The sequence below is a fragment of the Patescibacteria group bacterium genome, from assembly GCA_022563395.1.
Taxonomy (GTDB): domain Bacteria; phylum Patescibacteriota; class Minisyncoccia; order Minisyncoccales; family UBA10102; genus 01-FULL-49-22b.
In genome coordinates, this window is record JADFNM010000001.1 from 412,453 (window position 1) to 437,504 (window position 25,052).

Genomic DNA, 25,052 nt, shown 5'->3' on the forward strand with positions numbered 1-25,052 from the left:
AAACATCAAGGTTCTGAGGGGTTTACCCCTCAGGTTCTTATTATACTTGACTCAAAGCTTACCAACAAGGGCATTGTCCACCGTTGGGGCTTCCTGGCAGTCCCGGGTTGTAATCCAGCTTGAGGGAACCTTTTTGTGAACCCGCAAACCAGTCCCCTTCTTCAAGCTGTATGTACACGCAATACAACTGGCTTGAACAATTGGTAGTCAATGTATTCACGTTGTCTATCCAGAGGTAGGTACTCCCTTGAGGGTCTTTTGGGGTTGGGTCTAAGTACTTGCCGTCATCTACACCATTGCAGGCTGGGGGATTGATGCAGGGAATCTTTGAAGGAAGAGAGGATCCTGCAATCTGGGAGTACAGCTCATCATCCGAATAATCCAGCTCCATTGCAAGCGTTATCTGTCGAATGTCAGACTGGCGCCTAGCATCCCTGGCCTTTGCCCGTGCTCCCCCCAGGGACACTAAAATACTGGAAGACAAAATGCCAATGATAGCTATTACCACCAAGAGCTCAATTAAGGTGAATCCTTTCTGCTTTTGAGACATTGGTTTAGTATATCAAAGAGAGCCTAGTTGATACAGGGGCAGCAGGACCGAAGCCAACAATCCCCCCACAATCAATCCTAAAAACACAATAAGGGCTGGCTCAATGATGCTGAGGAATGCTTCCACGGTGCGATCAACCTCTTTTTGGTAAAAGGAAACAATGTTGGACAGGGTTTTGTCTAGGCTCCCTGATTTTTCTCCCACAAACACCATTTGGGTGAATACGGGAGGAAACTCTGCGGGGTACTTTTGCAGCACGGTGCTTATTTGGTTTCCCTTTTGTACCTCACTCTTTGCCTCCTCAATAATTTCTGTATACACCGAGCTTCCCACAATACGCCCGGTGATATCCAGGGCCTGGACAATGGGAAGGCCTCCTGAAATTAAGGTGGAAAGGTTTTCTGCAAAGCGTGAAAGATAAATCATTCGCAAAAAGGAATTCAAAAGCGGGACCTTAAGATAAAACCTGCTCAACAACCGTGTTCCCTCAGGAGTGCTTTTCCAGCGAAGGAAAAAGAATACAGCTCCCCCCGTCAATAAGAGAAAGACCCACCAGAACGCTCGAAACAAAGTGGCTAAAGTAAGAACAAACTGGGTGACGGCAGGAAGTTCCTGGCCCGTTTGCTCCAATACTTTGGTTAAGTTGGGAATAACAAAAAACATGAGCAAGGCTAACACCGTAAAGGACAGAAACACAATAAAGGCAGGATACACCAAGGCAGAACGAATCTTTGAAACTAAGTGGTACTCTCGCTCCATGTGGTCAGCTAAATACTCCAGCACAGAAGACAGGGTTCCTGATGCCTCCCCTGACTTTACCATGTTAACGTAGAAGGGGGAGAAAATATCAGGGTACTTTGATAGGGCTTTTGAAAACAGAGTTCCGCCTTTCACCTCTTCTGACAGGCGAAAGATTTTTTCTTTAAATGTTCTACTCTTGGTTTGGGAAGCTAGGGTCTGCAAGGCCTCTACCAAAGGTACGCGAGAAACAAACATGACAGATAACTGTCTGGAAAACATCATAATATCTCTCATGGAAACCCGCTCAAAAAACCGGATGTTCCGTTCAAAGAGTGGGCGTGCCTCTGCTGCCTCAAGAAACGTGACAAACAGATTATGGGCCGCCAAGAGCGACAAGGCAGCTTCCCTGGAGGAAGCCTCAATCACGCCAGACTGCGTTTTGCCTTTGTTGTCTTTGCCCTGGTAGTTGAATTTCATCCCGTTAGAGATAAGAAATGTTCTGCGGAACATTTCTGTAATTCATTGATGCAACCATAGAACCCTTGGTGCTTTTCTTTGTGTGAATAATAAAGTTTGCAAACATAGATATAATAATCTCTAACGGGATTCATTTAGTTTCTTGCCAGAGTTCTGAGTTCTGTTGGGTTCAAGGAGTAGGCAAGGGCATTTTCTAGGGTGATGGTCTTTGAACGAACCAAGTTTGCCAAGGCCCGGTTCAAAGAAATCATGCCAATTTCAGCAGACGTCTCAATCACCAGGGGAAGCTCGTGAATCTTGTTTTCTCGAATGAGGTTGGCTACCGCAGGGTTGGACATCATGATTTCAGCTGCGGGAACCAACCCGCCCCGCACGCTGGGAACCAAGCGCTGAGATACCACGCCCAACAAAGAACCTGACAGCTGCGCCCTGACCTGAACCTGCTGCGCTGGAGGAAAAGAGTCCACAATGCGGTGAATGGTTTGGGCGGCAGAGTTGGTGTGCAGTGTGGCAAATACCAGGTGTCCGGTTTCAGCTGCGGTGATGGCGGTGGCTATGGTTTCTGAGTCTCGCATTTCCCCTACCATGATACAGTCTGGGTCTTGGCGGAAAGTGGCGCGCAAGGCCTTTTCAAAACTCTGGGTGTCCTGATACACCTCTCGCTGGTCAATAATCGACTTGTCGTCTTCAAACACGTACTCGATGGGGTCTTCAATAGTAATGATGTGGTCGGCTCTTGTGTGGTTAATCTCGTCAATCAAGGCAGCTAGGGTGGTGGATTTCCCATGGCTGGAAGGACCGGTAATCAATACAAAACCCTGGCGTGCAGTGGCAAACTTATGAAGTATGGGAGGAAGGTTCAATTCTTCCAGCGTCTTTATCTGCTTTGGGATAAGGCGCAAGGCAGCAGACAAAGAACCCTGCTGGTAAAACACGTTTATTCGGAACCTGGCCTTATCCTCCATGTTGTACGAAAAGTCCACCTCTTTTTCCTGTTCCAAGCGTACTTTTTGTTCTTCGGTCATCAAGGAGGTGGCGAGTTCTCTAACGAGGTCTTGTGTCATGGGTCTCTTTTTGACCAAGGGAACCAAGCTCCCTGCAATTCGAAGGGTCGGAGGATGCCCCAAAGACAAATGTAAATCAGAAGCCGCTTCTTTTACAGTCAGTTCTAATAATTCCTGCATTTGTGTGGTTGGCATACAGTTACATTGTTAAATTGTTATATGGCTAAATGGCTAACAATTAAACAATTTAACCATTTAACAATTCTTTTACCTCCTCTACTACCTGGGTGGGGGTAAAGTGAGCTTTAATCAGGTAGCGGTCAGCGCCAAGAGAAATTCCTTTTTCAATCTCTTCTTTTTGCCCAAGGTTAGAGAGTACTACAATCTTTGTGTTCCGCAAGTTTTCTTGTTTTTGAGCGGCTAGAAGCAATTCCCAGCCGTCCACATGAGGAAGCACAATGTCCATGACAATGACCGAAGGGCTCAGCTTAGAAAACAAGGAAAGCGCCCTTTCTCCAGAATCTGCCACCTGCACCTTAAATCCAGCTTCTGTAAACTTTGTGGTGTAAATATCAATCAGCAAGGGGTCGTCTTCAACGAGTAAGATAGTATCTTTGGGGGACATATCAGTCTTCGGTCACGCGAATAACCTCCTCTATTGTTGTTATACCATCAATTGCCTTTAACACGCCATCCTGACGAAGCGTGACCATGCCCTGGCGCACTGCTTCTTTTGCAATGTTTGCTTCAGACGGAGTTTGAAGAACAATGTCTGAAAGCTCGTCGGTCATTGTAAGCACCTCAAAGAGACCAATCCTACCACTGTATCCTGCGGCTCCACATTCTTTGCATCCTTTGGCAACAAACAAACTCAGGTCTTTTCCTTTGGTTGCCAGGTGCACGCTCACGGATTTTTCTTTGGCAGCAGGAATCTTTCTGAGTTCTTGCAAGATGAGCTCTTTCATTTCCGTTTTTGGCTTGATGCGTTCCTTGCAATTATCGCACAAGCGTCTCACCAAACGTTGGGAAAGGGCAATGTTAAGCGTGGTTGGAACCAGGTACTTGTCCACTCCCATGTCCAAGAGACGAGGGATGACGCCAGAAGCATTGTTCGTATGCAAGGTGGAAAGCACAATGTGCCCTGTTAAAGCAGCGTGCACAACAAGGGAGGCCGTCTCTTCGTCTCTAACCTCACCTACCATGATAACGTCTGGGTCTTGGCGCAGAACCTGGCGTAACCCTTGGGCAAAATCGTATTGAATATCGGGCCTAACCTGGGACTGGTTCACGCCTTCCAAAAGATACTCCACGGGGTCTTCCAAACTCACAATGTTCAAGGATTCCTTGTTAATACTCTGGAGCATGGCATACAGGGTGGTGGTTTTTCCAGAGCCCGTGGGCCCAGTCACCAAAATCAACCCAAAGGGGCGTTTCAAAGCCGCTTGTGCTTTCTCTAAACTGGAACCTCCCAAACCAAGCTCGCCAAAACCCTTTAACCCCACTTCAGGGTCTAAAACACGTATGGCAACCTTTTCTCCTAGGGCAGTGGGAAAAGTGGAAACACGAAAGTCTATAGAGCGCTCTCCAATGTTTGCAGAAAATCTCCCATCCTGTGGTACTCGCTGCTCATCAATCTTTAAGTTGGAAAGAATCTTAATGTGCGACACCACGGCTTGGTGAACCCGTTTTGGCAAGAATAAAGAGGAGTACAGGTCCCCCAGCATGCGAAACCTTACTCTGAGTTTGTCTTTGGTGGGTTCAATGTGAATGTCAGAGGCCTTCCCTTCAACCGCGTTTCTCAAGATGACTGCCACCATCTTGGTGACCGGGGCCTCCTCCACCAAACGAGCGAGTTTTTGAGCTTGGTCCTTGCCCTTTTCTTCCTTCATCTCTTCTTGGAGTTCTCCTAAGGCCTGGCTCATATCGTTCTTTTGGTTTTGATAATGGCGCATGACTGCAGCAAACTGAGAAACAGAGATGAGCTGTATCTGAAACGAAAACCCTCCCTGGCGAGACAGGAAGTTCAGCGCCTCCTTTGCTTTTACGTCCTCCGGGGCTACCATACCAACCTCAACCACTCCTGCCCGCTTAGACAAGGGAACCATGCGATAGTGAGATGCCGCATCCTCGGGGATAAGCTCAAGAATCTTTAAGGGAATGTCTTTGGGCTCAACAGATCTCAAAGGAACCTGCAGTCCCTCTGATTTAACGCTAAACAAGAGCTCTTCTTCCACAAGCTTCTTTTCCAAGAGTACTTCCTCAACCAACTTTTGGGACCGAGTTGCCTCCTCTTGGACTTGGGTTGCGGCCTCGCTTAAAAGAAGATTTCTCTGAACAAGGGTTTGAAGAATGTTCATTATAGGGGGGGGAGCAATGGGTTGTCTCGACCAACATCCTGGGGAATTTGCGCTTTTGCCTCTGCCTCATCTAGTTTTTGGAGTATTGGATGGGAGAGAATGGAGGTATCCACCTCAACCCTGAGGGGCTGGAGAAGGATGTCGCCTGTGGGGAAAGGGGCTGTCACAAAGAATCCCCACCAGATGACAACTGCGGTAATAAAGACCACTACCCCAAGCGCGAGAATGAGGAGGCGTTGAATCTTCTTTTTCTGGAGAAACGTTACTGCCATATGTGGTTCATATGTTAGCTAGTAGAAATAGGTATGAAGCTGCAAAGTTACATTGAACCTTTCGGTCTCTTGGCTCCCAGAAAGGTTCAGGGATTGAAGAGAAACCATACGAGAAGCGATATTCAAACGTCCCGTCAGTTCTTTTAAAGCACTCCAGGAACCTACAAGCTCAAGTGTCACAGGAATGGTGCGTAGCTCTAAGGATTGAGCTTGGCTCTCCACTGCAGCTGAAATGTTGCGCAAGGACATTCCAGAAAGTGCGGAGCTCCGCTGCAAAAAGTCGTAGAGCGAGGGAAGCTGGGGGCCTAAGGGAAGGGCGGCCTCAACCTTTAAAAGCCCTTCTGCAAACTCCGCAAGGCTTGCCTTAACCTTTATCAAATCTGCAAAGTAGGTTTCCCGGTTTTCCAGCTCTTGCTGGCGGCCTTTAAGTTCAGACCTCAGCTGCTGGAAGGTCTGATAGTTGGGCCAGGTTAAGAAGATGCCTACGGCAACTCCTATAAAGAGCAGGATTCCAATGAGAAGGGTGCGGTTCATATTATTGAAAGAATGCGGCTGAAAATTGTATTTCCATTTGAAAGTCAACCCCGCCCTGTCCCCCAAGCTTAAGATTCGTCAGGGAAATGGAGCCTGGTTCTGACCGTGCTTCAAGCACCACAAGCTGTTCATCTAGGGCAGAGAAGGATTCTGCAGTTCCCCTAAGCTGCACAGTGTGGCTTTGCACATCAACATTCATTGAAAGAAAGGTGACCTCGGGATGTACCACGTTCTCCAAGAAAGAGAATGCGGGAAGCACGTCCTTTCGAAGCTCTACCAGTGTTGCAAAATCTTTAAGCCTGGTTCGTGCAACAAACATGTCTTGCTCCAGCTGTGCCTGCTCTGGGGTCTTTTCTGTTCTCAAGAGTATTTCTGCCTCTTTAATCTTGGTTTGAGTTCTTGATTCCAAGAAAAACAAGAGTACAAATCCTCCCACCGAAAGCACAAAGACACCAATGGACAAGGCAAAGAACACCCTCATGAACAAAGAGGAAGTTTGAGGCACTTTGGGAATGATTTCTACCATATATATTTACTCCAGTCCTCGTAATGCCATTCCTACTGCGACGCAGTACGAGGGCCCCATCTCTTTTATTGTATCTTCCAACACAGGAGGATAAAAGACAGAACGAAAAGGATCAACGAATTCTATCTCTTTCTTCAGGCTCTCTTTTAAGTATTCTCTGAGCCCCGGTAGCATTGCGGACCCTCCTCCGAGAACCACCCGTTGAATTTCCTTTTCTCTGAATTCTTGGATTGCTCTTTGGATTTCCGTCACCACGGTGTCTATCAGAGGACCTAATATAGTCTTGAGTTCTTTTGACAAAAGTCCTTCGGCTATTTTCTTCTCTTCTGCTTCTTTTCGGCCAATAGACAAGGATTGCGCAATGCGTTCTGAAAGGTTTCCCCCACCAATATCAATAGACCGTGAAGACTGCAGCACTCCTTTTTTAACCACATTAATAGTTGTGGTTTGGGCTCCCATGTCCAGCACCACAAGGGAACCTTCTCCATTTTTCAAAGAAGAGCGGATAAGACCAAAAACTTCTGCCTCTAGAGTTTGAAGCCGCAGCTTGGCCAACTTTGCTATCTCTTGATACTGATTGATTAGCTCGTTGGGGACTGCCACCATTAAAATCTTAATAGGTTCCTTTGGCAGACCAAGGCGCTTCTTGTTTAAAATCTGCCAGTCAAAGGTCACTTCAGAAAAGGGAATGGGGATGTGTTTTCTCGCCTCGTACTGAACTGCTTCTGGCAACTCCTCTTTGGTCATCGGAGGAAGCTCAAAGTGTGTGAAAAAGGAAGAGAAGTCCGGAATGGAGAATACCGCGTTCTTGGTCTCAATCTTTGCTTCCTGCAAAATGCCGCGAAGGGATCTTGCAATGTCTTTTGAAGAAAGGAGCAGGGAACTCTTTTCTGCTGTTCGAAACGGTTTGTCATACAGCATTTCAGACCGCATCTCTCCATAGTTCTTCAAGCTTTTTTTTGCGCCCCACCGAGAAAGCTCCACCACCTTAATGGTTGAAGTTCCGATGTCAATGCCAAGAAAGCTTTTGGGAATAAATTTGAAAGAACCAAGCTTCATATATACTCGCTACAGCTCGTTATTCCTTCTGGAATATACTCCCTGCAACTCGTTATTCCTTCTGGAATATACTCCCTGCAACTCGTTATTCCTTCTGGAATATACTCCCTGCAACTCGTTATTCCTTCTGGAATATACTCCCTGCAACTCGTTATTCCTTCTGGAATATAGTATATCATAAAAAATGCAAACAATCCTGTTATTTCCTGTATTATATAGTATATGCAAAGAAAACCCAAGTATTATAGGGGGCTATTTCTCTCCTCATGGCTTCCCCTGGTGTATGATTTTTGGGTGTGGCTTGCCGTGTTGGGAAACACAAAAAAACTCAGAGAAAGCATCTTAGAGTTTGTGCCGCAAAATCCAAACGTTCTTATTGATCTTGCAACGGGAACAGGAGAGAACGCCCTGCTTCTTAAACAAAGATTTCCTTACTCCAAGGTTCTTGCCTCAGACCTGTCTCAAGGAATGCTCAAGGTGGCAAAAGAAAAAGCAACAAGGCAGGCACGGGAAATTGAGTTCTCTTTTGAAGATGCGACAAAAACTAATTATCCATCAGAAATTGCGGACTTTGTTGCAATCTCTTTTGCCTTACACGACCTTCCCGGAGAAAAGAGGGTAGAAGTGATGAAAGAAGCTTTGCGCCTGTTAAAGCCTGGCGGGATATTCGTAATCTATGAGTACCACCTTCCCAAGAACTTGCTTGTCCGTATTCCCCTCATCATTCAGTTCCTATTAGTAGAAAACCTGGATGCCTGGCGCATGCTAAAAGAAAACCTTACAGAAAAACTGAAAGAAGCTGGGTTCAAAAACACAAAAAAGAAAACCTATTACAAAGGGTTAGCCCAGATTGTAGTTGGGTCAAAGTAAACTGCTTTACTTTGACGGACGATTTAGCGAGGCGTCCCTGCCGAGCGTTAAAAATCGTACCGGGCCCGCCGAAGGCGGATACCTTATTGTTTATTTGGCGGAGGGGGTGAGATTCGCCATATCATTCGATATGGCGCCCTGTCGAATGACAGGGCGAACCTCACTTTAATACGTCTCGATATTGCTGTCGAAATAATCTCTTTCCCTCGGTCGTCTTCAAGAATCGCTCTCTTCTCTGTGCATCGCTCTTCAGGAGGTATGCTTCATATCCTATCAGCTTAAGTGGTCGCAGTGATGTCGTTGCTCGCACATTTCCGATTTCGTGTTCCTTTGTTCGTCTACGCAAATCGTTCGTAGAACCAGTATAAATCCTCCTATTTCTGAGGCGAAGAAAATATACATAGTACATGTGCGGCGGGAGAGGGATTCGAACCCCCGATACCCTTTCAAGTATAGCAGTTTTCAAGACTGCCCCATTCATCCGCTCTGGCATCCCGCCTATACAATAAATTAAAGCTGGTGGCGGTGGGGGTGGGATTCGAACCCACGAGAGGATTTCTCCCCTAGCACATTAGCAGTGTGCTGCTTTCAACCGCTCAGCCACCCCACCTAACTCTTTCTATTCTATCTTATTTCCCGAATATTTCAACCTTTGAATTTCTTCTCGGATTCTGGTATATTCAAAGCGCATATCTCCTTAAGAAGACTGAGGAGCCATGCTCCCGTAGTTTAACGGACAGAATGAGGGATTGCGGATCCCTTGATACAGGTTCGATTCCTGTCGGGAGCACATGCAGCTAACCACTCCTCTCTCTGAAGTTCCACGCATTGGGCCGGTCTACCAGAAGCGACTGAAAACAATGGGGATCACAACTTGCCGTGATCTTCTTTTTCATTTCCCCAGAATGTATCACGACCTCTCTACCATCACTCCCATTGGAAAAGCAAAGGAGGGTTTTGAATACTGCTTTCAAGGAACCTTGGGAGAGCTTCAAGAAATGAGAACATACAGGAAAAGAATATCTGTTGTAGAGGGGGTACTAAGCGACAAAACAGGGAGCATAAAGGTGGTGTGGTTTAACCAGCCCTATCTCAAAGACACCCTGTCTTTAAGACAGGAGGTGTTTCTTGCGGGAAAGGTGGTTCGCGACCAAAATGGTATCCATCTTCAAAGCCCAGCGTATGAGAAAATGAGTAGAAACCCCATTCACATGGCAAGACTCGTTCCCGTGTACCAAGAAACCAGGGGGGTATCTTCAAAGTGGTTGCGCTTTGTCATTCATATGGTTTTAGACTCTCTTAAAAACATTCAAGACACACTTCCTTCATCCCTACTAAAAGAACGGGGGTTTCCTTCACTCAAGGATGCCTTGTTTTCTATCCACTTCCCAAACAATCCAAAAGACGCACAGCTCGCAAGGAAACGCTTTTCCTTTGAAGAACTCTTCTTCATTTCTTTGTTTGTCTTAACAGAACGAAAGAAACTTTCTGAAGTAAAGGCCCCGGTGGTTGCTTATGCCCCAGATATCATGAAGCGCTTCACCTCAAAACTCTCTTTTGAGTTGACCGACGCACAAAAGAAAGCTGCCTGGCACATCTTGAAAGATATGGAAAAGCCAAGACCAATGAACAGAATCTTGCAAGGGGATGTGGGTTCTGGGAAAACCGTGGTAGCTGCCATGGCCTCTTTGGCTGCAGTAAAGGCGGGGTATCAGGCTGTACTTATGGCTCCAACAGAGGTTTTAGCCCAGCAGCACTTCAAGACCGTGGGGGAATCACTGGCACTCTTTCGCATAACCATTGGCCTTTTAACCGGAAAGACAGACCGATTCATTTCTCCTAAACTTCCCAATGATTCCATTGAGATCTCACGAAAGAAGCTTTTAAAAAGAGTCAAAGAAGGAACCGTTGACGTTCTCATCGGCACCCACGCCTTAATTCAAGACAAGGTAAAGTTCAACAACCTTGCCTTGGTTATTATTGACGAACAACACCGCTTTGGCGTACAGCAAAGAAAAAAGCTTCAACACAGATCACAGCTCATTCCTCACTTTCTTTCCATGACCGCAACCCCCATTCCAAGAACGTTGGCAATGAGCGTGTATGGGGATTTAGACCCCACGATTATTGACGAGCTTCCCAAGGGAAGAAAGAGGATTGAAACCAAGATTGTGGCGCCAGAAGAACGGGCAAAGGCATACAAGTTCATTGCAAAAGAAGTGAAAAAGGGAAGACAGGTGTTTGTGATTTGTCCTCGCATTGAGAAAGTAGAAGAAGGAGAGAAATCAGAATTGAAGACCGTAAAAGAGGAGTATGAAAAGCTCTCAAGGGATGTATTCCCTGGCTTTGAAGTTGCAATGCTCCATGGGAAAATGGGGGCGCCAGAAAAAGAACAAATCATGCGGCGCTTTAAAAGAGGGAAAACAGACATTCTTGTTTCAACATCGGTTGTAGAGGTGGGGGTGGATATTCCCAATGCCTCCGTCATGATGATTGAGGGCGCAGACAGGTTTGGGTTGGCCCAACTCCACCAGTTTCGAGGAAGAGTGGGGAGGTCTCGCTATCAATCATACTGCCTCTTGTTTTCAGAATCCAAAAGCGCCGCAACAAAACAACGCTTAAAAGCTTTACTTGAATCTGAGAACGGATTTCAACTAGCAGAGAGAGACTTAGAGCTCCGCGGCCCGGGAGACTTTTCTGGAAACAAGCAATGGGGGCTGCCTGACTTTGCCATGAAAAACTTGGCAAACCTTCCCTTGGTTCAAGAAACTAGGGAGGCAGCAGAAAAGCTTTTAGAACAAGACATCTCTCTAAAAAACCACCCCTTACTTAAGAAACGAGTAGAAGAGCTCCGAGAGAAGCTGCACTTGGAGTAATCTTTGTCTGCTTAAATTTCATTTAGGAGTTCCTAAATGGAATTTACGCTAAGGCCTCAACTTCTGTGTTTTGGAGTTACCCAAAAACCAAGGTATTTTCCCAACATCCATCTGGTTTGTGCTTCCAAAGCAGGGAGCGCCATGAGAAAAATCATGGACAGGGGAAGCAAGATCCACTGGGCAACAAACCAAAAGGCTTTCATCTTGCCAAAGCTCGGCTTTCGCTTTGGCAGCAGGTACAAGCTCAAGACTCCAGTTCCAATCAGTCCAAGCATGGAAAAGGTGAGCATATTGCTCACAAACCGGGGGAGGTTGTAAGAAAGTAGAGTTTCAGAAAAAGCGTCTCCTCCCAGCATCAAGGGCAACCAGCCTAAGACAAAGATGAGAAGGGGGGCTGTTGCCCAAGTCCAGTGGCTTTCCAGCAGCTCAACTCCCAGGGTCAGCTTTCTTCCCAGGGGGATGGTTTTGTCTTTTAAAAACCCAAAAAACACGTATGCTATTTCTCCTACTCCATAGGCCCATCTTCGGTGCTGCAGATAGATGTTTTTTAGCGTAGTCCACAAACTTTTTGCTGCATTGGCATCCATGGACACAGGGTAATACAAAGACTGCACCTTGTAGTTTCCCTGATACCTAAAAAAACACTGCCAAAAGATATGTGAGTCGTCATTCACCACGTTGGGGGCACGGAAGTTCACATCCACCAGTGCCTGAAATGACATTGCATGGGAAGAAAAGGTAATGAGTTTTTCTGGACGCTGTTGGTTCATGGTGTGCCAGAAGGTAGAAGAAAAGGCAAATACTCTTGAAATGGGGGGCGCCTGCCAAATGTTGTTTAAGTACAAAGGGATTGGCTGAAAGCTGGTGCGGGTTGCATCCGGGGTCGTCAAGTAATACCAAGAAAGGCAGGAGAAATACTGAGGGTACACCACGGTGTCAGCATCTAAGGAAGAAATGATGATATTTTGATAGGAAATCTTTAATTCGTCAAAATACTCTCTTGCCTTTTTTGCAGCAAACGATTCGTTGGAACCTTTTCCGGCTATCTCTCCTTCAATGTTGTCTGGGTGCTCGGTAACCAAAAACTTTGAAAACACACCCCCAAACTCCATCTCAAGAATCGCTGCCTTCTCTTTTGCGACCTCTCCTTCTCTTTGTTCAATGCCGAGTATCACAACCATTCTGTCTTTTGGATACGAACTGTCTTTCAATGCTTGAAAGGTAGAACGCAGCACCTCTAAGGGTTCCTTGTATGTTGAAACAACAACAAGGTGCCACAGGTCTTTGAAGGAAGAAACGGGAAGCTGGTACTCTGCCTTTTGCAAGTTCTTAAGTTCCACAATCCAGTCTTTCTTCTCATTTACTCGCATATGTTGATACCCGGTCCACAAATGAAAGGCGAAGTACAGAGTACGAAGCAAGAGATAGATTACGAACGCAATCATAAAGAAAGCCACCCAGACTGGCTGCAGCCAGGAAAAGAGAATGGCAAGCGCAAAGGTTCCCCAAGCAAGAATACCCGGGAGCATTTCTAAGAACCGGTAGAGTCGCCGCTCCACTGTGTTCTTAAGGTCGCCTGCCCTGCCTACATGGGAATAGTTTTCTGGAAGAGACATAAAATAAGGTGGCCCCAACGGGAATCGAACCCGTGTTACCACATTGAAAGCGTGGTGTCCTAGCCGTTAGACGATGGGGCCAAATCGGGTTAATATTACCTTAAAAATTGCAAAAAATCAACCCTCTGTTATGCTTTCAATGTATGACTATTCTCGGCATTGAAACCTCGTGCGACGACACAGGCATTGCAATAGTTGAAGGCAAGGGCCTGCCCGCGCAGGCAGGAAAAACCTGGCCCCGCTTTCGTATTCTTTCTAACGTTGTTGCCTCTCAAATAGAGGTACACAAAAAGTATGGAGGAGTGTATCCCAACCTGGCAAAACGCGAGCATATCGTGAATCTTCCCGTTGTTCTCAAAGCAGCGTTGAGAAAAGCAAAGCTCCAAAAAAAGAATCTCAAGATTGATGCTGTGGCTGTAACCTACGGCCCGGGCCTTTCTCCTTGCTTGTGGACTGGTATTAACTTTGCAAAAGAACTGGCTAAAAAATATAGCGTTCCTTTAATCCCCGTTGACCATATGGAAGGGCATCTCTTGGTTGGTCTATTCACCGGTTTGCCTAAACGAGATTTAGGCAAGATCTTTCCTGCTGTCGTTCTCTTGGTGTCGGGAGGACACACTCAGCTCTTGCTCATGAAAGGAATGGGGAAATATGAGCTGTTGGGAGAAACCAGGGATGATGCAGCAGGAGAGGCCTTTGACAAGACCGCAAGAATTCTCGGGCTTCCTTACCCCGGCGGACCCGCCGTCGCCGCTGCAGCGGCTCTGGCGGGCAAGCCCGCCATTGCAAAACTCGCAGCCATGCCTAAATCTCGTTTAGGCATTAACCTCCCAAGGCCAATGATATACACCAAGGATCTTGACTTTAGCTTTTCTGGCTTGAAAACCGCGGTACTATATGACTATCAGAAAAGAACAAAGAAAGTGCGGGAGTCCAAAGAATATGTACGCAAAATGGCACAAGAAATTCAGCAGGCAATCATTGATGTCTTGCTCAAAAAAACACTGAGGGCTGCAAAGCAATACAACGCAAAGAGTATTATCCTGGGGGGAGGAGTTTCTGCAAATGAAGAGTTACGAAAACAGCTTAAAGAAGCGGCAGGCAAAGAAAAGATAGCGCTCTTCCTTCCAAAGAAATCATTGGCAACGGACAATGGGGTGATGCCGGCTTTTGTGGGATACTTTCTCCTTGTCAAAAAGAGGTATACAAAAGACCCCGAGTCTATTGCCGCAGACCCCAATCTGCGCTTACAATAGATGAATAGTTCCTTAGTCTAGCTAAGGAATTTTTAGCTAGACTAAGGATGTACAAGGATAACTATGAACGAGTTGCCAAAAGCATACAACCCCCAAAAGACGGAAGACAAAATCTATCAACTCTGGGAAAAGAGCGGCTTTTTTAATCCAGATGTTCTTACCAAAAAGAGGGTGGCAAAGAAAACTGCCAAACCATTTTCCATTGTTCTTCCTCCTCCAAACGTGACGGGAACCCTGCACATGGGGCACGCTGCCATGCTGGCGGTGGAAGATATCCTTATTCGCTACCACCGAATGAAAGGGGAGAAGACGCTTTGGCTGCCCGGAACCGACCATGCTGCCATTGCAACAGAATCCAAGGTAGAACAAACCCTTTTGAAAAAAGAAGGAAAGACCAAACACGACCTAGGCAGGGAAAAGTTTCTCAAGCTTGTGTATCAGTTTGCAAAAGAAAGCCACGACGCCATTGTACACCAGGTAAAAAAGATGGGGGCTTCTTTGGACTGGAGCCGTGAGGCCTATACCCTGGACGAAAAGCGGAGCCTGGCTGTGAGAACTGCCTTTGAGAGAATGTATAAAGAAGGTTTAATCTATCGCGGTGAGCGCATTGTGAACTGGGATCCCAAGATGCAGACCACCGTGTCAGATGATGAGATTGAGTGGAAAGAAGAACAAGCCCCCTTTTACTACTTGAAATACGGGCCCTTTACCATTGGTACTGCCCGTCCTGAAACCAAGTTTGGAGACAAGTATGTGGTCATGCACCCAAAAGACAAGAGGTACAAAAAGTACAAACAGAGAGACAAAATTGAGCTTGAGTGGATACGGGGGAAAATTACTGCAACCATCATCAAAGATAGCTCCATTGACATGAACTTTGGAACCGGAGTCATGACCATTACTCCCTGGCACGACAGAGCCGACTTTGAGATAGCTCTGCGTCACAACCTAGACAAAGAACAAATCATTGATCTGAAGGGAAAACTCCTGCCTATTGCGGGGGAATTTACAGGCCAGCACATTACAAAAGCCCGTCCCTTGATTGTAGAGAAGCTCCAAAAGAAAGGGCTCTTAGAAAAAGTGGATAAGAATTACACCCACCGCATTGCAACCAATTCCAGGGGGGGAGGCATTATTGAACCCCAAATTATGCGCCAGTGGTTTGTGGATGTAAAGAAAGAGTTTCCGTTTCCGCATGCAGGACTTAAGGGAATAAAGAAGGGACAGAATACCACGTTAAAGAAGCTCATGCTTCATGTGGTGAAAACAAAACAAATTGAGATTCTTCCCAAACGCTTTGAGAAAATCTACTTTCACTGGATTGAAAACCTCCGCGACTGGTGTATTTCCCGCCAGATATGGTTTGGGCATCAGATCCCAGTCTGGTACAAGGGTAAAGAAACCTATGTGGGAATACAGGCTCCCAGAGGGAAGGGCCCCGCCTTCGCCAATGCTACGGCAGGCACGTGGAAGCAGGATCCCGACACCTTAGATACCTGGTTTTCCTCTGGTCTGTGGACGTTCTCTACCTTGGGCTGGCCCCACTTCGCGCAAAGCGCTACGCGGGGCAAGCCCGGACCAGAAAACGACCTTGCTAATTATCATCCTACTTCGGTTCTGGAAACAGGGTATGACATCTTGTTTTTCTGGGTAGCAAGAATGATTTTAATGAGCACCTACCTCGTGGGCAAAGTTCCTTTTCGCACCGTATACCTGCACGGTTTGGTAAGAGATGAAAAAGGTAGAAAGATGTCAAAGTCGCTGGGCAACGTCATTGATCCTTTAACCATGGTAGAAAAGTACGGGGCTGACGCAACCAGACTGTCTTTGATTATTGGAGCTGGTCCCGGAAACGATATCAAGCTGTCTGAAGACCGCGTTAAAGGATACCGCAACTTTGCAAACAAACTTTGGAACATTGCAAGGTTCGTTCAAATCAACACCAAAGACTACCCTTTAACTTCGCTCGGGGCAGGCAAAGGAAAGGCAAAACCTAAACTCTCAGCCAAAGATAGAAAGATTCTCTCTGACTTTGAGAAAACCAAAAAGCAGGTGACTAAACTTATTGAGGAATACCGCCTTTCGCAAGCCGCGGAAACCTTGTATCACTATGCCTGGCACACGTTTGCTGACAAGGTGCTGGAGGATTCAAAGAAGGTGCTGGCGCAAAAGAACCAAAGGGCTGGAAGACAAAGAGTGCTGCTTTCCATTCTCCGAGAGCTCTTGTCTCTTCTCCATCCCTTCACTCCTTTTGTCACAGAAGAACTGTATCAGCAGCTTCCCTTAAAAGATAAAAAGAAAACTTTGCTGATAGAGCAATGGCCTGTGTAACTAAATCTCGTTTAGGAGCTCCTAAACGAGATTTAAGCGGACTATGAATTATCCGCTGTTTCTCTTCTTTGGTTTTGTTCCCAGTATAATCTGGCTTGCCTTTTATTTGAGAAAAGATTCCCACCCAGAGCCCAATTCCGTTATTCGAAAGGTGTTTTTCTGGGGAATGCTGGCAACGCTTCCTGCCATTGCCCTGGAACTTACCTTGCGCTCCTTATTCTCATTTCTTCCTTTCTCAGAAGGAGTCATCCTGATTTTGTACATCTTCTTGGGAGTGGCCTTGGTAGAAGAAGTGCTTAAGTTCCTGGTGGTGCGCTTTTCTGTGTATGCAAACCCAGCTTTAGACGAACCCGTGGACGTCATGCTCTACATGATAATAGCTGCTCTTGGGTTTGCTGCCTTTGAAAACATCTTAATCTTGTTTGGATTGGGGCCTACGTCCCCTGTCTCCAACATTGTGGCCTTAACCTTGGTACGCCTGGTGGGAGCCACTTTTCTGCATGCCTTGACTTCTGGAACCTTTGGATACTTTCTCGCCCGTTCCTTCTTTGACCAAAAAAGGAAGTATTGGTACGTGGCAGCTGGCCTCTTTTTGGCAACCCTCTTGCATGGCTTCTTCAACTTCTATATACTAGAGGCAGATGGGATTCAAAAGCTCCTCTTCCCAGCCATTATCTTGCTGGGATTGGCAGTTTTTGTATCATTGGCTTTTCGACAGCTAAAAAAGATAACGAAACTACAAATGTAACATGCCTTCGTTTTTTGAAAAGTTAAGAAACAGCATGGGCATTGAAGAGAAAGAATTGGACGAGAAGGAGCTTAAGGAAGAAGAGCGGCCCAAGCAGAAGTCGCCTCAACAGCAATCCGCCGGCGAGGAGGAAAAGAAAAAGGATACTGAAGAAAAGAAGATACAGGTGAAATCCTCAAAGTCCTCCGGAGGCGGACCCGCCTCTGGCGGGAAAGAAGATGTGGCTCCCTCAAAAGAGGAAGCCCCTGACTGGTTTGAGCCAGAAGGTGAGTTGGCTGTTGATGTATACCAGACGGATGATGAAATCGTTATTCAGTCAACCATTGCAGGGGTGAAGCCAGAGGATCTGGACATTTCCATTGAAAACGACACCGTTAGCATTTCAGGGGAGCGAAGGAACGTTGTTGAAGACAAAGGTAAGAACTACTTTTACCAAGAGTGCTTCTGGGGAGCTTTTTTAAGGGAGATTATCCTGCCAGAAGAGGTAGACGGAGAAAGGGCAGAAGCTGTCATGAAAGACGGGGTATTTACCCTGCGCATTCCAAAGATTGAACGCCAGAAAGTAAAAAAGGTGAAGGTGAGAGGATAAAGCAAAAGGGGGGTCTGACCCCCCTTTTGCTTTGTGACCCCCCTTTTGCTTTGGTGCGCCCGGGAGGATTCGCCCTATGATAAACATAGGGCGCCCCGTGTTCATCACGGGGCGAACCTCATGTGATGTGGGCAGGGTGGGAGTTGAACCCACAAGCCTTGCGGCGCTAGCTCCTAAAGCTAGTGCGTTTGCCAGTTTCGCCACCTGCCCAGCGCTTTGAATATAGCTGAAAATTGAGAGAAAAACAATACAGCGAGGGAATTCCCTCGCCATATTGTACTCCTTGTCTTAAAAAGAATATTTACGTTACAATGCTCCGCAAGATAGCGGGGAATCCTGCTGCCATCAAAGCAATGGCAATGCCAATTAAGGCATAGATGAGCTTTTGTCTTGCACCCGAAACTTGTGCAGGATCCCCTCCTCCAGTCACAAACTGGAAGGCAGCCAAGACAATGTAGATTAAAGATATTGCCAGAAACACGGCAAAGACCCAGTTGGCAATGATTTGAATACGAGCAAGTATTGCGCCACCAGATTGTGGCACTTCACTCTCTGTTCCAAGACGGAAATTAGCTGGGGGAATTTCGCCCGTACCTGAATTACAATCAGCCTTTGTTGCGTACACGGCACTCTTTGAAGCTTTGCAATAATCGCCTGCTTTTGCAGCAACACCTCCACATTCGCAGTCCGCTGTAACCGCTGCCTCACAATTACCTCCACCTACTGTGCTACACTCCGCCGCAGCAAAAACTGTGGCTGGAGCCAATAAGATCAGTAAGAAAACTGCAAGAAAGAAAGTGAGGCCAATAGTTTGTATTCTTTTCATAGCTTTACGTCACAATGCTTCGGAGAATCGCAGGGAAACCGGCAGCCATTAAGGCAATGGCAATTCCTATGAGAGCGTAGATTAACTTTTGGCGAGCTCCTGACACCTGGGCAGGATCCCCTCCTCCAGTCACAAACTGGAAGGCAGCCAAGAGAATGTAGATTAAAGATATTGCCAGGAATATGGCAAAGACCCAGTTTGCGATAAGACCGATACGGCCAAGAATTTCTGAACCTGAACTAGGTGCCTCTTCGGTGGTTCCAAGGCGAAAGCTGGTATCTGGTAGTTTGCTCTCATTAACACAAAGTCCGCCGCTACAAATGAAGCCAGTGCCGCACTCAGCGTTTGTGGTGCAACTGTCTCCCTCTACAGCAAACACAGCAACTGGAGAGAAAATGAGCACAAAAAGGAAGATTATTCCCAAAAGTATTTTCATACTATTGCCAAATATGCGTTCAAACTCGGCCTCTTAGGTTAATATACTTCTTAGCACATCATCTACCCCGTTGGCAAGGAGGGCAAGCCCAATGCCAATAATGGCATAGAGGAGACGCCTCTTGGCAGAAGAGACCTTTTCTGGGTTTCCCTCACCTGTTACGAACTCAAACGCCCCCCAAACGAGAAAGATAATAGAAATTGCAAGAAAGATGGCAAAAACCCATTCTCCAACCCGTTGAATAATCTGTAGGACAGCTCCTGCCGTCTGGGGACCCTCTGGTAATTCTGCCAAGCACTCATTACTTATACTGCATGTCAATCCAGAGTTACACGTTCCTCCGGGTCCGCACGGCTCTCCGAGTCCCTGTGCAAACACAGACCCTCCTGCCAGTACAAAAATAAGGAGGGCTGTTCCAATCCCAAAAAGTAAAATATACCTTGCGGGTTTCATTAAGCTTTATCCTACCAGAATATTCCTCAAAATATCGTCAAAACCTGCAGCCAAGAGAGCAATGGCAATTCCTACTGCAGCATAAATGAGCTTTTGGCGCGCCGCAGTCACCTGGGCCGGGTCACCACCACCGGTCACAAACTGGAAGGCAGCCAAAATAATATAGATGATTGACATTGCCAGGAAAATGGCAAAGACCCAATTGCCAATTAAGGCAATGCGGTCAAGCAGGTCAGCTCCCGTTTGTGGGCCTTCAGGAAGCCCATTGGTAGGGTGTTCTCCTCCATGAACAGCCATTGCTACCGGGGCTCCCACCATGACCAGCAGACTCACCGCTAGCATAATACCAAATACTATTTTCATTCTTTTTGTTTATTGCTTCAATTATGTGAAACCTCGACCTTTCTGTATCATAGCACCAAATGGGAATTGTTAAAACCCTATGATAGCCCGCAAGACCACAATCAGTCCTTTAGCCAGCAAGATAATCACAAATCCTACCGCAGTCCATAAAAGAATACGCTTGGCAGTAGAGATGCGCTCTGGGCTTCCTCCTGCCGTTACAAACATAATACCTGCCACCACTATCATAAGAGGGGTTAACAGCAAGGCAAAGTTAAAGAGAATGTCAAGAATGTTGTTTACAATACCAGTGAAGTTCTCGGTTTGAAGAGGATTGCAGATTTGAATCGTATCTTTTTCTTGGCACAGTCCCTGTGCTCCCTCCACAGCTCCCTGACAGACCAGATCTCCATCACAATTTGCATCCGTCTCACAAGCACCACACACCGGAGCAGCGTCTATTCTTTCAACAAAGCTTCCTCCAAACAAGAAAGCTATAAACACAACCAAAATCAGGGCCTTTTTCATATTAGGTCATTGTACTTGGGAGGATAAGGTATAGCAACAGGGTTATCCACAATCCCAAAAACCTCCCGGCACCATTGACATATTGACGAATTATGATATATTTCTGCACATAGAGAAAGAACAGAGAAAGAGGGGTGCAGCACAATGAGGAGACACATGGGACTGATGGTTTTCTTGCTTGCCACTGTCTTCTTGATAGCGGCATGCGTAGAGGACCCGCAAGGACCCAAGGAAGACACCGGAGGAACAGACTCACGAGGACTGCAAGGAGAACCAGGGCCTCAAGGCATACAAGGAGAACCAGGAACTCAAGGAGTCCAAGGAGAACCAGGGCCTCAGGGCATACAAGGAGAACCAGGAACTCAAGGAGTCCAAGGAGAACCAGGGCCTCAGGGCATACAAGGAGAAGGAGGGGAGCCGGGGCCAAGGGGAGATAAAGGAGACAAAGGAGAGTCTCCAAGCGAAGATGAGCTCATTAAGCTCCTCAACCAGATAGTGAATCCTCCTATTCCAACCCCAGAACCCTTGGAGGGCTCCTATCAAGCTCCCAATCCTCGTTTCGTGTTTAGCTACACGACAAAAGATGACGAGGAGGAGATAGGCGGATTAGACATCTACCTCATCTCAGACCCGGTCTTTGACCACCCTGGATGCCCTGCGCAAGCCGAAGTATTCGGCCAAAGTGCGAGAGGAGATAGCGTTCGATGCAGGTTTAATCCTTTACTCCTGCTTACGTGGGTCAAAGAATTCTCTCTGGCAAGCGAGCTTCCTGAAGAAGGTATGGAGTGGGGCGTATACGCCACTCTCACGCCCTACCAGGAACCGTGGCCTGTGCCAGAAGAAGCACAAGGACCCAAACCCAGATTCCTCGTACAGCTTGAAGCGTTTGGGCAGGAACATTCAGGAAACATCCTGCTCACCGTATTCCCGAAAGGCAAAGAACCCACTCCTCGGTGTCCTGACCAGGCAGATAAAGGGAACATAATAACTGAGGGAGAAACTGAGTACTATCGTTGTATCGCGTCTCCTGTGGCCACGCTTGCGTGGCTCCAGAAGTTCTCCCTTGTTAAAGATCTCCCCCCTCGCGAGGAATGGGAGGAGACCTATGCCATCTTCCCTGCGATCTTCCCCTGGGAGACGTAAAAGAAGGCAACGCAAAAGGGGAGGCGTGCTACAGCATGCCTCCCCTTTCCTTTTCCTACAAACTTGCGGCTGAGGCCACCTTGTCTTTCTCGTCAAGCCTCATGATTCTGACCCCTTGCGTAGAGCGGCTTATCTTTGCAATGTCTGCAATGGCAGTACGGATAACCTGGCCCTTTCTTGAAATAACAATAAGGTCTTCTTCCTCGCCAGAAAGCGCCTTGGCATACACCAGGTTTCCTGTTTTTGCGGTAATGTTTGCGGTTTTAATGCCAGACCCCCCTCTGGTTTGTACCCGGTATTCTTTTAAGGAAGTGCGCTTGCCATACCCATTTTCCGTGAGAATCAAAAGATAATCACCCTCTTTTGGAAGCTTAGCTTCCAAGTCCTTGGAAGCTAAGCTTCCATTATTCCCAGCAATAACATCCATGCCAACCACCTCATCTCCCTTTTTTAAGCGAATGGCCCGGGTTCCGGCCGCGGTTCTGCCCATAGCCCGTGCATCTTTTTCCTTAAACCGAATAGACTGACCCTTTTTGGTAGTGACAATAATCTGGTCTTGTCCCGTACTCTTTCTCACAATTCTCAGTTCATCCCCTTTTTTTAAGGAAATTGCAATAAGGCCGGACTTTCTCACGTTCTTAAAATCTTCCAGCGGCGTCTTTTTGACAAGCCCGTCCTTGGTAGTCATAACCATATACTTTATGCCTTGCTCAGTATCCTTTTTCCCAAGGGCAAAGAGGTTAAGAACCTTGTCATTTGAGCTCAGCTCAACAAAGTTTAACAGGCCACGGCCTTTTGCCACCCTGGTTCCTTCTGGAATCTCGTACACGGGCAGCTGAAACACCTTTCCAGAATCGGTAAAGACCATTAAAGAATCGTGGGTATTGCAGTACAAAAAGTGCTCTACAATGTCGTCTGACACGGTCTTCATGCCAATAATGCCCTTGCCCCCTCTTTTTTGGAGCTTGTAGGTGGCAGGGTTGATGCGCTTTATATACCCACCCTGGGTTAAGGTAATAATGGTTTCTTCTTTTGCAACCAAATCTTCTTCTGCAATCTCCCCCACCCCAGCAACTTGTACCCTGGTTCTCCGTTCATCCCCAAAGGTTTCTTTAGCGGCCGCAAACTCTTTTTTGATGACCTCATCTATTTTCTTTGAAGATGCCAAGGTGACAGTGAGTTCTTTAATCTTTACCCTCATTTCTTTTAACTCGTCTTCAATCTTTTTGCGCTCCAGCTTTGCCAGCTGGGCTAATCTCATATCCAGAATGGCGTTTGCTTGAAGTTCCGAAAGCCTAAAGGCTTTTTGCAATTTGATCTTTGCGTCGTCGCGGTGTTGAGCTGCCCGAATAAGCTTAATAACTTTATCAATGTTTGCCAAACACTTGTGCAAACCTTCCAAAATGTGTGCTCGGTCCTTTGCCTGAGTCAGGTCATACCGGAGGCGGCGCTGCACCACCTGACGCCGGTGCTCTATAAAATACTGGAGAATCTCAACCAAAGAAAGAACCTTGGGCTGAATGCCGTCTACCAAAGCTAAAAGGTTTACGTGAAAGGTCTTTTGAAAGTCAGAGAACTTGTACAGACGGTTTAAAATCTTTTGGGGGTAAGCATCTCTTTGCAGATCAAAAACAATTCTCATGCCGTCCTTGTCTGACTCATCTCGAATGTCGCGGATTCCGTCAATCTTTTTTTCCTGGACCAGCTTTGCAAACTGCTTTACCAAAGATGCCTTGTTCACCTGAAAAGGAATCTCGGTAATGATAATCTGGGGTTTCTTTTGGTCTTCTGTAATCTCTGCCTTTCCTCTCATTACAATTGGTCCCTTGCCCTGAGAATAGACAGCAATGATTTCTCGTTTATTGAAAATGGTGCCTCCGGTTGGAAAGTCTGGCCCTTTGATAAAAGAAAAGAGGTCTTCGGTGGTGGCTTTTTGGTGTTCAATTAAGAAGTTTAAGGCATCAATCAGTTCCCGTAAGTTATGGGGTGGGATATTGGTTGCCATGCCCACTGCAATTCCCAGGGTTCCGTTCAAAAGCAGCTGAGGCACGGGGGAGGGAAGCACCACGGGTTCTTTTCTGGTGCCGTCGTAGTTATCAACAAAATCCACCGTATCCTTGCCAATATCACGGAGCAGCTCTTCTCCTATCTTGGACATTCTGGCTTCTGAGTAGCGCATGGCAGCCGCACTGTCCCCATCTATAGATCCAAAGTTTCCCTGCCCATCAATTAGAGGGTATCTTAATTCAAAATTCTGGGCCATGCGAACCAAAGAATCATAGACCGCGGTGTCTCCGTGCGGGTGATAGCGTCCCAAAGTACTTCCCACTACCGTAGCTGATTTTCGGTATTTTGCAGTATGTGTTAAACCGTCCTCGTGCATGGCAAACAAGATTCTGCGGTGCACAGGTTTTAAGCCGTCTCTCACATCGGGCAGGGCGCGAGCCACAATAACAGACATTGCATAGTCCAAGTAGGACTCGCGCATCTCTTCCACGATTTCTCGGGGCTGAACCACACCTATTGCTGCCTTTTCTTCACTATTGTCCTTGGCTTTGGCCATATTCTTGTAGTTCTTTAAAAACCTCTTCTGGAATCTCTATCTCTTCAAATGCTGGGAATGTGAATTCTTCTTGCGTACGCTGTAGACTTTCTTTAAGCTCTTTTGGAACTTTGGGAAGAGAAACATTCTCTAGGGTTTCTTTAACATTCCTTCCCCACCAAAAAAAGAGCATGATTCCCAGCACCGCAACCACCGCCCACAGAATCACTTTGCGCTGCTTTACTGGGAGCTCTTGAATCTTCATTGCGGCTTTAAGACCACAATCTCTGCTTCTTCTTTTTCTCCTGCAACATCCTTTGCTTTCAAGCTAAGCTTTCCTTGGGGTTCAAGTCCCTTTTTGCCCATTGCGCGCAAAAACTCTTCTACCGGGGCCAACTTTACCTTAAGTTTTGGCAAAGCGTAGTGCATGGGAATGATAATGTTGGGTTCAATTTGCGAAATGATTTTTCCTGCGTCCTTGCCGTTGATAGTATACGTGCCCCCAACCGGAATCAGTAACACGTTAACCTGCCCGATCCTTTCTACCTGCTCTGGGGTCAGTTCCTTTTGCCCAAAATCACCCATATGACACAAGGTAATACCTTCTGCAGAAATGGTGTATACCGTGTTTGAGCCACGTTCTTTTCCCTCAACATCGTCATGAAAGGTTGCAATTCCCTGCACAAACACTGATTTTGCCTCGTACTCTCCTGGAGAATCAATAACAAAGGGATCTCCTTTTGCAACCTTCACATTGTTATGGTCAAAGTGGCCGTGCGTGACCAGTACAATATCTGCCTCCTGGGGAGGCAGTTTCAATCCGAGGGAATCTTCAAAGGGATCAATGAGAATCTTTATCTGCTCCTGCTTCCCTCGCGAGGTGGTAATGTGAAAGCAGGCCTGGCCTTTCCACACGATCTGCATAATATGTCTATTATGTGCCGGCTGGCACAAATGATACTTACCTTAAATATCT

General features: G+C 46.7%; 27 protein-coding genes and 5 tRNA genes. 8 read left to right on the forward strand and 24 right to left on the reverse strand.

Translation table 11 applies throughout. From position 1 onward, the window contains the following. Positions 1–58: 58 nt before the first annotated feature. The 10 genes from IH982_02260 to IH982_02305 all read right to left on the reverse strand — a co-directional run bounded on the left by IH982_02260 (position 59) and on the right by IH982_02305 (position 7,699). Complete coding sequence (locus tag IH982_02260; GenBank protein ID MCH7828676.1) at positions 59–550, reverse strand: type II secretion system protein; 492 nt, start codon at positions 548–550, stop codon at positions 59–61. Between the two features lie 12 nt (positions 551–562). Then, positions 563–1,768, reverse strand: coding sequence for a type II secretion system F family protein (locus tag IH982_02265; protein MCH7828677.1), 1,206 nt, complete (start codon positions 1,766–1,768; stop codon positions 563–565). A 134-nt stretch (positions 1,769–1,902) separates the two neighbouring features. Beyond that, positions 1,903–2,967, reverse strand: coding sequence for a type IV pilus twitching motility protein PilT (locus IH982_02270; protein MCH7828678.1), 1,065 nt, complete (start codon positions 2,965–2,967; stop codon positions 1,903–1,905). Between the two features lie 52 nt (positions 2,968–3,019). Then, positions 3,020–3,397, reverse strand: coding sequence for a response regulator (locus tag IH982_02275; protein ID MCH7828679.1), 378 nt, complete (start codon positions 3,395–3,397; stop codon positions 3,020–3,022). Between the two features lies 1 nt (position 3,398). After that, the gene (locus IH982_02280) at positions 3,399–5,129 is read right to left on the reverse strand and encodes a type II/IV secretion system protein (protein MCH7828680.1); all 1,731 of its coding nucleotides are present in this window, start codon (positions 5,127–5,129) and stop codon (positions 3,399–3,401) included. Beyond that, positions 5,129–5,401 carry a hypothetical protein gene (locus IH982_02285; GenBank protein ID MCH7828681.1) on the reverse strand — a complete coding sequence of 91 codons (273 nt, stop codon included), beginning with the start codon at positions 5,399–5,401 and terminating at the stop codon, positions 5,129–5,131. The genes IH982_02280 and IH982_02285 overlap by 1 nt, the downstream gene beginning before the upstream one ends. A gap of 18 nt (positions 5,402–5,419) precedes the next feature. Then, positions 5,420–5,935, reverse strand: coding sequence for a type 4a pilus biogenesis protein PilO (gene pilO / locus IH982_02290; protein MCH7828682.1), 516 nt, complete (start codon positions 5,933–5,935; stop codon positions 5,420–5,422). Between the two features lies 1 nt (position 5,936). Continuing rightward, positions 5,937–6,461: a hypothetical protein gene (locus tag IH982_02295; protein MCH7828683.1), complete on the reverse strand. Its 525-nt coding sequence runs from the start codon at positions 6,459–6,461 to the stop codon at positions 5,937–5,939. A 6-nt stretch (positions 6,462–6,467) separates the two neighbouring features. Then, a complete protein-coding gene (pilM, locus tag IH982_02300) occupies positions 6,468–7,520 on the reverse strand; it encodes a type IV pilus assembly protein PilM (protein ID MCH7828684.1) in 1,053 nt (350 codons plus the stop codon). Continuing rightward, entirely contained in the window at positions 7,517–7,699 is a 183-nt protein-coding gene (locus tag IH982_02305) for a hypothetical protein (protein ID MCH7828685.1), read from the reverse strand. Before IH982_02305 ends, pilM begins: the two co-directional genes overlap by 4 nt. 43 nt (positions 7,700–7,742) lie before the next feature. Here IH982_02305 and IH982_02310 point away from each other — a divergent pair, with 43 nt between their 5' ends. Beyond that, complete coding sequence (locus IH982_02310; GenBank protein ID MCH7828686.1) at positions 7,743–8,390, forward strand: methyltransferase domain-containing protein; 648 nt, start codon at positions 7,743–7,745, stop codon at positions 8,388–8,390. A 160-nt stretch (positions 8,391–8,550) separates the two neighbouring features. On the opposite strand, the gene IH982_02315 is transcribed toward IH982_02310, so the two are convergent. The 3 genes from IH982_02315 to IH982_02325 all read right to left on the reverse strand — a co-directional run bounded on the left by IH982_02315 (position 8,551) and on the right by IH982_02325 (position 9,000). Further along, positions 8,551–8,799 (reverse strand): GIY-YIG nuclease family protein, encoded by a 249-nt coding sequence (locus tag IH982_02315; protein ID MCH7828687.1) that lies wholly within the window; start codon positions 8,797–8,799, stop codon positions 8,551–8,553. A 3-nt stretch (positions 8,800–8,802) separates the two neighbouring features. Further along, positions 8,803–8,889: transfer RNA gene (locus tag IH982_02320), tRNA-Ser, on the reverse strand. A 21-nt stretch (positions 8,890–8,910) separates the two neighbouring features. Then, positions 8,911–9,000 (reverse strand) — tRNA-Ser (locus IH982_02325). Between the two features lie 108 nt (positions 9,001–9,108). Between IH982_02325 and IH982_02330 the strand changes: the two genes are divergently transcribed. Both IH982_02330 and recG read left to right on the forward strand, forming a co-directional pair. Further along, a tRNA-Arg gene (locus IH982_02330) sits at positions 9,109–9,180 on the forward strand. A gap of 1 nt (position 9,181) precedes the next feature. After that, positions 9,182–11,266: an ATP-dependent DNA helicase RecG gene (gene recG / locus IH982_02335; protein ID MCH7828688.1), complete on the forward strand. Its 2,085-nt coding sequence runs from the start codon at positions 9,182–9,184 to the stop codon at positions 11,264–11,266. A 56-nt stretch (positions 11,267–11,322) separates the two neighbouring features. Here the strand turns inward: recG and IH982_02340 are convergent, their stop codons facing one another. Both IH982_02340 and IH982_02345 read right to left on the reverse strand, forming a co-directional pair. Beyond that, on the reverse strand, positions 11,323–12,882 hold the full coding sequence (locus IH982_02340) for a glycosyltransferase family 2 protein (GenBank protein MCH7828689.1): 1,560 nt from the start codon (positions 12,880–12,882) through the stop codon (positions 11,323–11,325). A gap of 9 nt (positions 12,883–12,891) precedes the next feature. Then, positions 12,892–12,963 (reverse strand) — tRNA-Glu (locus IH982_02345). A gap of 62 nt (positions 12,964–13,025) precedes the next feature. Here IH982_02345 and tsaD point away from each other — a divergent pair. From tsaD to IH982_02365, 4 genes are all read left to right on the forward strand, one after another. After that, entirely contained in the window at positions 13,026–14,138 is a 1,113-nt protein-coding gene (tsaD, locus tag IH982_02350; protein MCH7828690.1) for a tRNA (adenosine(37)-N6)-threonylcarbamoyltransferase complex transferase subunit TsaD, read from the forward strand. 63 nt (positions 14,139–14,201) lie between these two features. Further along, a complete protein-coding gene (locus tag IH982_02355; GenBank protein MCH7828691.1) occupies positions 14,202–16,469 on the forward strand; it encodes a valine--tRNA ligase in 2,268 nt (755 codons plus the stop codon). Between the two features lie 43 nt (positions 16,470–16,512). After that, positions 16,513–17,217, forward strand: a complete 705-nt coding sequence (locus tag IH982_02360) for a PrsW family intramembrane metalloprotease (GenBank protein ID MCH7828692.1) — start codon at positions 16,513–16,515, stop codon at positions 17,215–17,217. 1 nt (position 17,218) lies between these two features. Continuing rightward, on the forward strand, positions 17,219–17,806 hold the full coding sequence (locus IH982_02365; GenBank protein ID MCH7828693.1) for an Hsp20/alpha crystallin family protein: 588 nt from the start codon (positions 17,219–17,221) through the stop codon (positions 17,804–17,806). 128 nt (positions 17,807–17,934) lie between these two features. Here IH982_02365 and IH982_02370 read toward each other — a convergent pair. The 6 genes from IH982_02370 to IH982_02395 all read right to left on the reverse strand — a co-directional run bounded on the left by IH982_02370 (position 17,935) and on the right by IH982_02395 (position 20,391). Further along, a tRNA-Leu gene (locus IH982_02370) sits at positions 17,935–18,016 on the reverse strand. Positions 18,017–18,107: 91 nt separating this feature from the next. Further along, positions 18,108–18,632: a hypothetical protein gene (locus IH982_02375; protein ID MCH7828694.1), complete on the reverse strand. Its 525-nt coding sequence runs from the start codon at positions 18,630–18,632 to the stop codon at positions 18,108–18,110. A 4-nt stretch (positions 18,633–18,636) separates the two neighbouring features. Beyond that, on the reverse strand, positions 18,637–19,068 hold the full coding sequence (locus IH982_02380; GenBank protein ID MCH7828695.1) for a hypothetical protein: 432 nt from the start codon (positions 19,066–19,068) through the stop codon (positions 18,637–18,639). A gap of 33 nt (positions 19,069–19,101) precedes the next feature. Beyond that, positions 19,102–19,521 (reverse strand): hypothetical protein, encoded by a 420-nt coding sequence (locus tag IH982_02385; GenBank protein ID MCH7828696.1) that lies wholly within the window; start codon positions 19,519–19,521, stop codon positions 19,102–19,104. A 6-nt stretch (positions 19,522–19,527) separates the two neighbouring features. Next, positions 19,528–19,884, reverse strand: a complete 357-nt coding sequence (locus IH982_02390) for a hypothetical protein (GenBank protein ID MCH7828697.1) — start codon at positions 19,882–19,884, stop codon at positions 19,528–19,530. A 69-nt stretch (positions 19,885–19,953) separates the two neighbouring features. Then, the gene (locus IH982_02395; GenBank protein MCH7828698.1) at positions 19,954–20,391 is read right to left on the reverse strand and encodes a hypothetical protein; all 438 of its coding nucleotides are present in this window, start codon (positions 20,389–20,391) and stop codon (positions 19,954–19,956) included. A gap of 144 nt (positions 20,392–20,535) precedes the next feature. Between IH982_02395 and IH982_02400 the strand changes: the two genes are divergently transcribed. Beyond that, positions 20,536–21,534: a collagen-like protein gene (locus IH982_02400; protein ID MCH7828699.1), complete on the forward strand. Its 999-nt coding sequence runs from the start codon at positions 20,536–20,538 to the stop codon at positions 21,532–21,534. A 55-nt stretch (positions 21,535–21,589) separates the two neighbouring features. Here IH982_02400 and gyrA read toward each other — a convergent pair whose 3' ends face one another. The 3 genes from gyrA to IH982_02415 are packed head-to-tail and all read right to left on the reverse strand — an operon-like array spanning position 21,590 to position 25,000. After that, on the reverse strand, positions 21,590–24,097 hold the full coding sequence (gene gyrA / locus IH982_02405; GenBank protein MCH7828700.1) for a DNA gyrase subunit A: 2,508 nt from the start codon (positions 24,095–24,097) through the stop codon (positions 21,590–21,592). Beyond that, entirely contained in the window at positions 24,075–24,341 is a 267-nt protein-coding gene (locus IH982_02410) for a hypothetical protein (protein MCH7828701.1), read from the reverse strand. Before IH982_02410 ends, gyrA begins: the two co-directional genes overlap by 23 nt. After that, on the reverse strand, positions 24,338–25,000 hold the full coding sequence (locus IH982_02415; GenBank protein MCH7828702.1) for an MBL fold metallo-hydrolase: 663 nt from the start codon (positions 24,998–25,000) through the stop codon (positions 24,338–24,340). The genes IH982_02410 and IH982_02415 overlap by 4 nt, the downstream gene beginning before the upstream one ends. Between the last annotated feature and the right edge of the window lie 52 nt (positions 25,001–25,052).

What these genes read in the sequence shown, in the direction of transcription:
- gyrA (MCH7828700.1), bottom strand. Translation starts at nt 24,097, where the DNA reads ATGGCCAAAGCCAAGGACAATAGTGAAGAAAAGGCAGCAATAGGTGTG.
- IH982_02360 (MCH7828692.1), top strand. Translation starts at nt 16,513, where the DNA reads ATGAATTATCCGCTGTTTCTCTTCTTTGGTTTTGTTCCCAGTATAATC.
- recG (MCH7828688.1), top strand. Translation starts at nt 9,182, where the DNA reads ATGCAGCTAACCACTCCTCTCTCTGAAGTTCCACGCATTGGGCCGGTC.
- IH982_02305 (MCH7828685.1), bottom strand. Translation starts at nt 7,699, where the DNA reads ATGATATACTATATTCCAGAAGGAATAACGAGTTGCAGGGAGTATATT.
- IH982_02365 (MCH7828693.1), top strand. Translation starts at nt 17,219, where the DNA reads ATGCCTTCGTTTTTTGAAAAGTTAAGAAACAGCATGGGCATTGAAGAG.
- IH982_02280 (MCH7828680.1), bottom strand. Translation starts at nt 5,129, where the DNA reads ATGAACATTCTTCAAACCCTTGTTCAGAGAAATCTTCTTTTAAGCGAG.
- IH982_02310 (MCH7828686.1), top strand. Translation starts at nt 7,743, where the DNA reads ATGCAAAGAAAACCCAAGTATTATAGGGGGCTATTTCTCTCCTCATGG.
- IH982_02375 (MCH7828694.1), bottom strand. Translation starts at nt 18,632, where the DNA reads ATGAAAAGAATACAAACTATTGGCCTCACTTTCTTTCTTGCAGTTTTC.
- pilM (MCH7828684.1), bottom strand. Translation starts at nt 7,520, where the DNA reads ATGAAGCTTGGTTCTTTCAAATTTATTCCCAAAAGCTTTCTTGGCATT.
- IH982_02380 (MCH7828695.1), bottom strand. Translation starts at nt 19,068, where the DNA reads ATGAAAATACTTTTGGGAATAATCTTCCTTTTTGTGCTCATTTTCTCT.
- pilO (MCH7828682.1), bottom strand. Translation starts at nt 5,935, where the DNA reads ATGAACCGCACCCTTCTCATTGGAATCCTGCTCTTTATAGGAGTTGCC.
- tsaD (MCH7828690.1), top strand. Translation starts at nt 13,026, where the DNA reads ATGACTATTCTCGGCATTGAAACCTCGTGCGACGACACAGGCATTGCA.
- IH982_02410 (MCH7828701.1), bottom strand. Translation starts at nt 24,341, where the DNA reads ATGAAGATTCAAGAGCTCCCAGTAAAGCAGCGCAAAGTGATTCTGTGG.
- IH982_02260 (MCH7828676.1), bottom strand. Translation starts at nt 550, where the DNA reads ATGTCTCAAAAGCAGAAAGGATTCACCTTAATTGAGCTCTTGGTGGTA.
- IH982_02285 (MCH7828681.1), bottom strand. Translation starts at nt 5,401, where the DNA reads ATGGCAGTAACGTTTCTCCAGAAAAAGAAGATTCAACGCCTCCTCATT.
- IH982_02395 (MCH7828698.1), bottom strand. Translation starts at nt 20,391, where the DNA reads ATGAAAAAGGCCCTGATTTTGGTTGTGTTTATAGCTTTCTTGTTTGGA.
- IH982_02270 (MCH7828678.1), bottom strand. Translation starts at nt 2,967, where the DNA reads ATGCCAACCACACAAATGCAGGAATTATTAGAACTGACTGTAAAAGAA.
- IH982_02315 (MCH7828687.1), bottom strand. Translation starts at nt 8,799, where the DNA reads ATGTACTATGTATATTTTCTTCGCCTCAGAAATAGGAGGATTTATACT.
- IH982_02355 (MCH7828691.1), top strand. Translation starts at nt 14,202, where the DNA reads ATGAACGAGTTGCCAAAAGCATACAACCCCCAAAAGACGGAAGACAAA.
- IH982_02265 (MCH7828677.1), bottom strand. Translation starts at nt 1,768, where the DNA reads ATGAAATTCAACTACCAGGGCAAAGACAACAAAGGCAAAACGCAGTCT.
- IH982_02390 (MCH7828697.1), bottom strand. Translation starts at nt 19,884, where the DNA reads ATGAAAATAGTATTTGGTATTATGCTAGCGGTGAGTCTGCTGGTCATG.
- IH982_02340 (MCH7828689.1), bottom strand. Translation starts at nt 12,882, where the DNA reads ATGTCTCTTCCAGAAAACTATTCCCATGTAGGCAGGGCAGGCGACCTT.
- IH982_02385 (MCH7828696.1), bottom strand. Translation starts at nt 19,521, where the DNA reads ATGAAACCCGCAAGGTATATTTTACTTTTTGGGATTGGAACAGCCCTC.
- IH982_02415 (MCH7828702.1), bottom strand. Translation starts at nt 25,000, where the DNA reads ATGCAGATCGTGTGGAAAGGCCAGGCCTGCTTTCACATTACCACCTCG.
- IH982_02275 (MCH7828679.1), bottom strand. Translation starts at nt 3,397, where the DNA reads ATGTCCCCCAAAGATACTATCTTACTCGTTGAAGACGACCCCTTGCTG.
- IH982_02400 (MCH7828699.1), top strand. Translation starts at nt 20,536, where the DNA reads ATGAGGAGACACATGGGACTGATGGTTTTCTTGCTTGCCACTGTCTTC.
- IH982_02295 (MCH7828683.1), bottom strand. Translation starts at nt 6,461, where the DNA reads ATGGTAGAAATCATTCCCAAAGTGCCTCAAACTTCCTCTTTGTTCATG.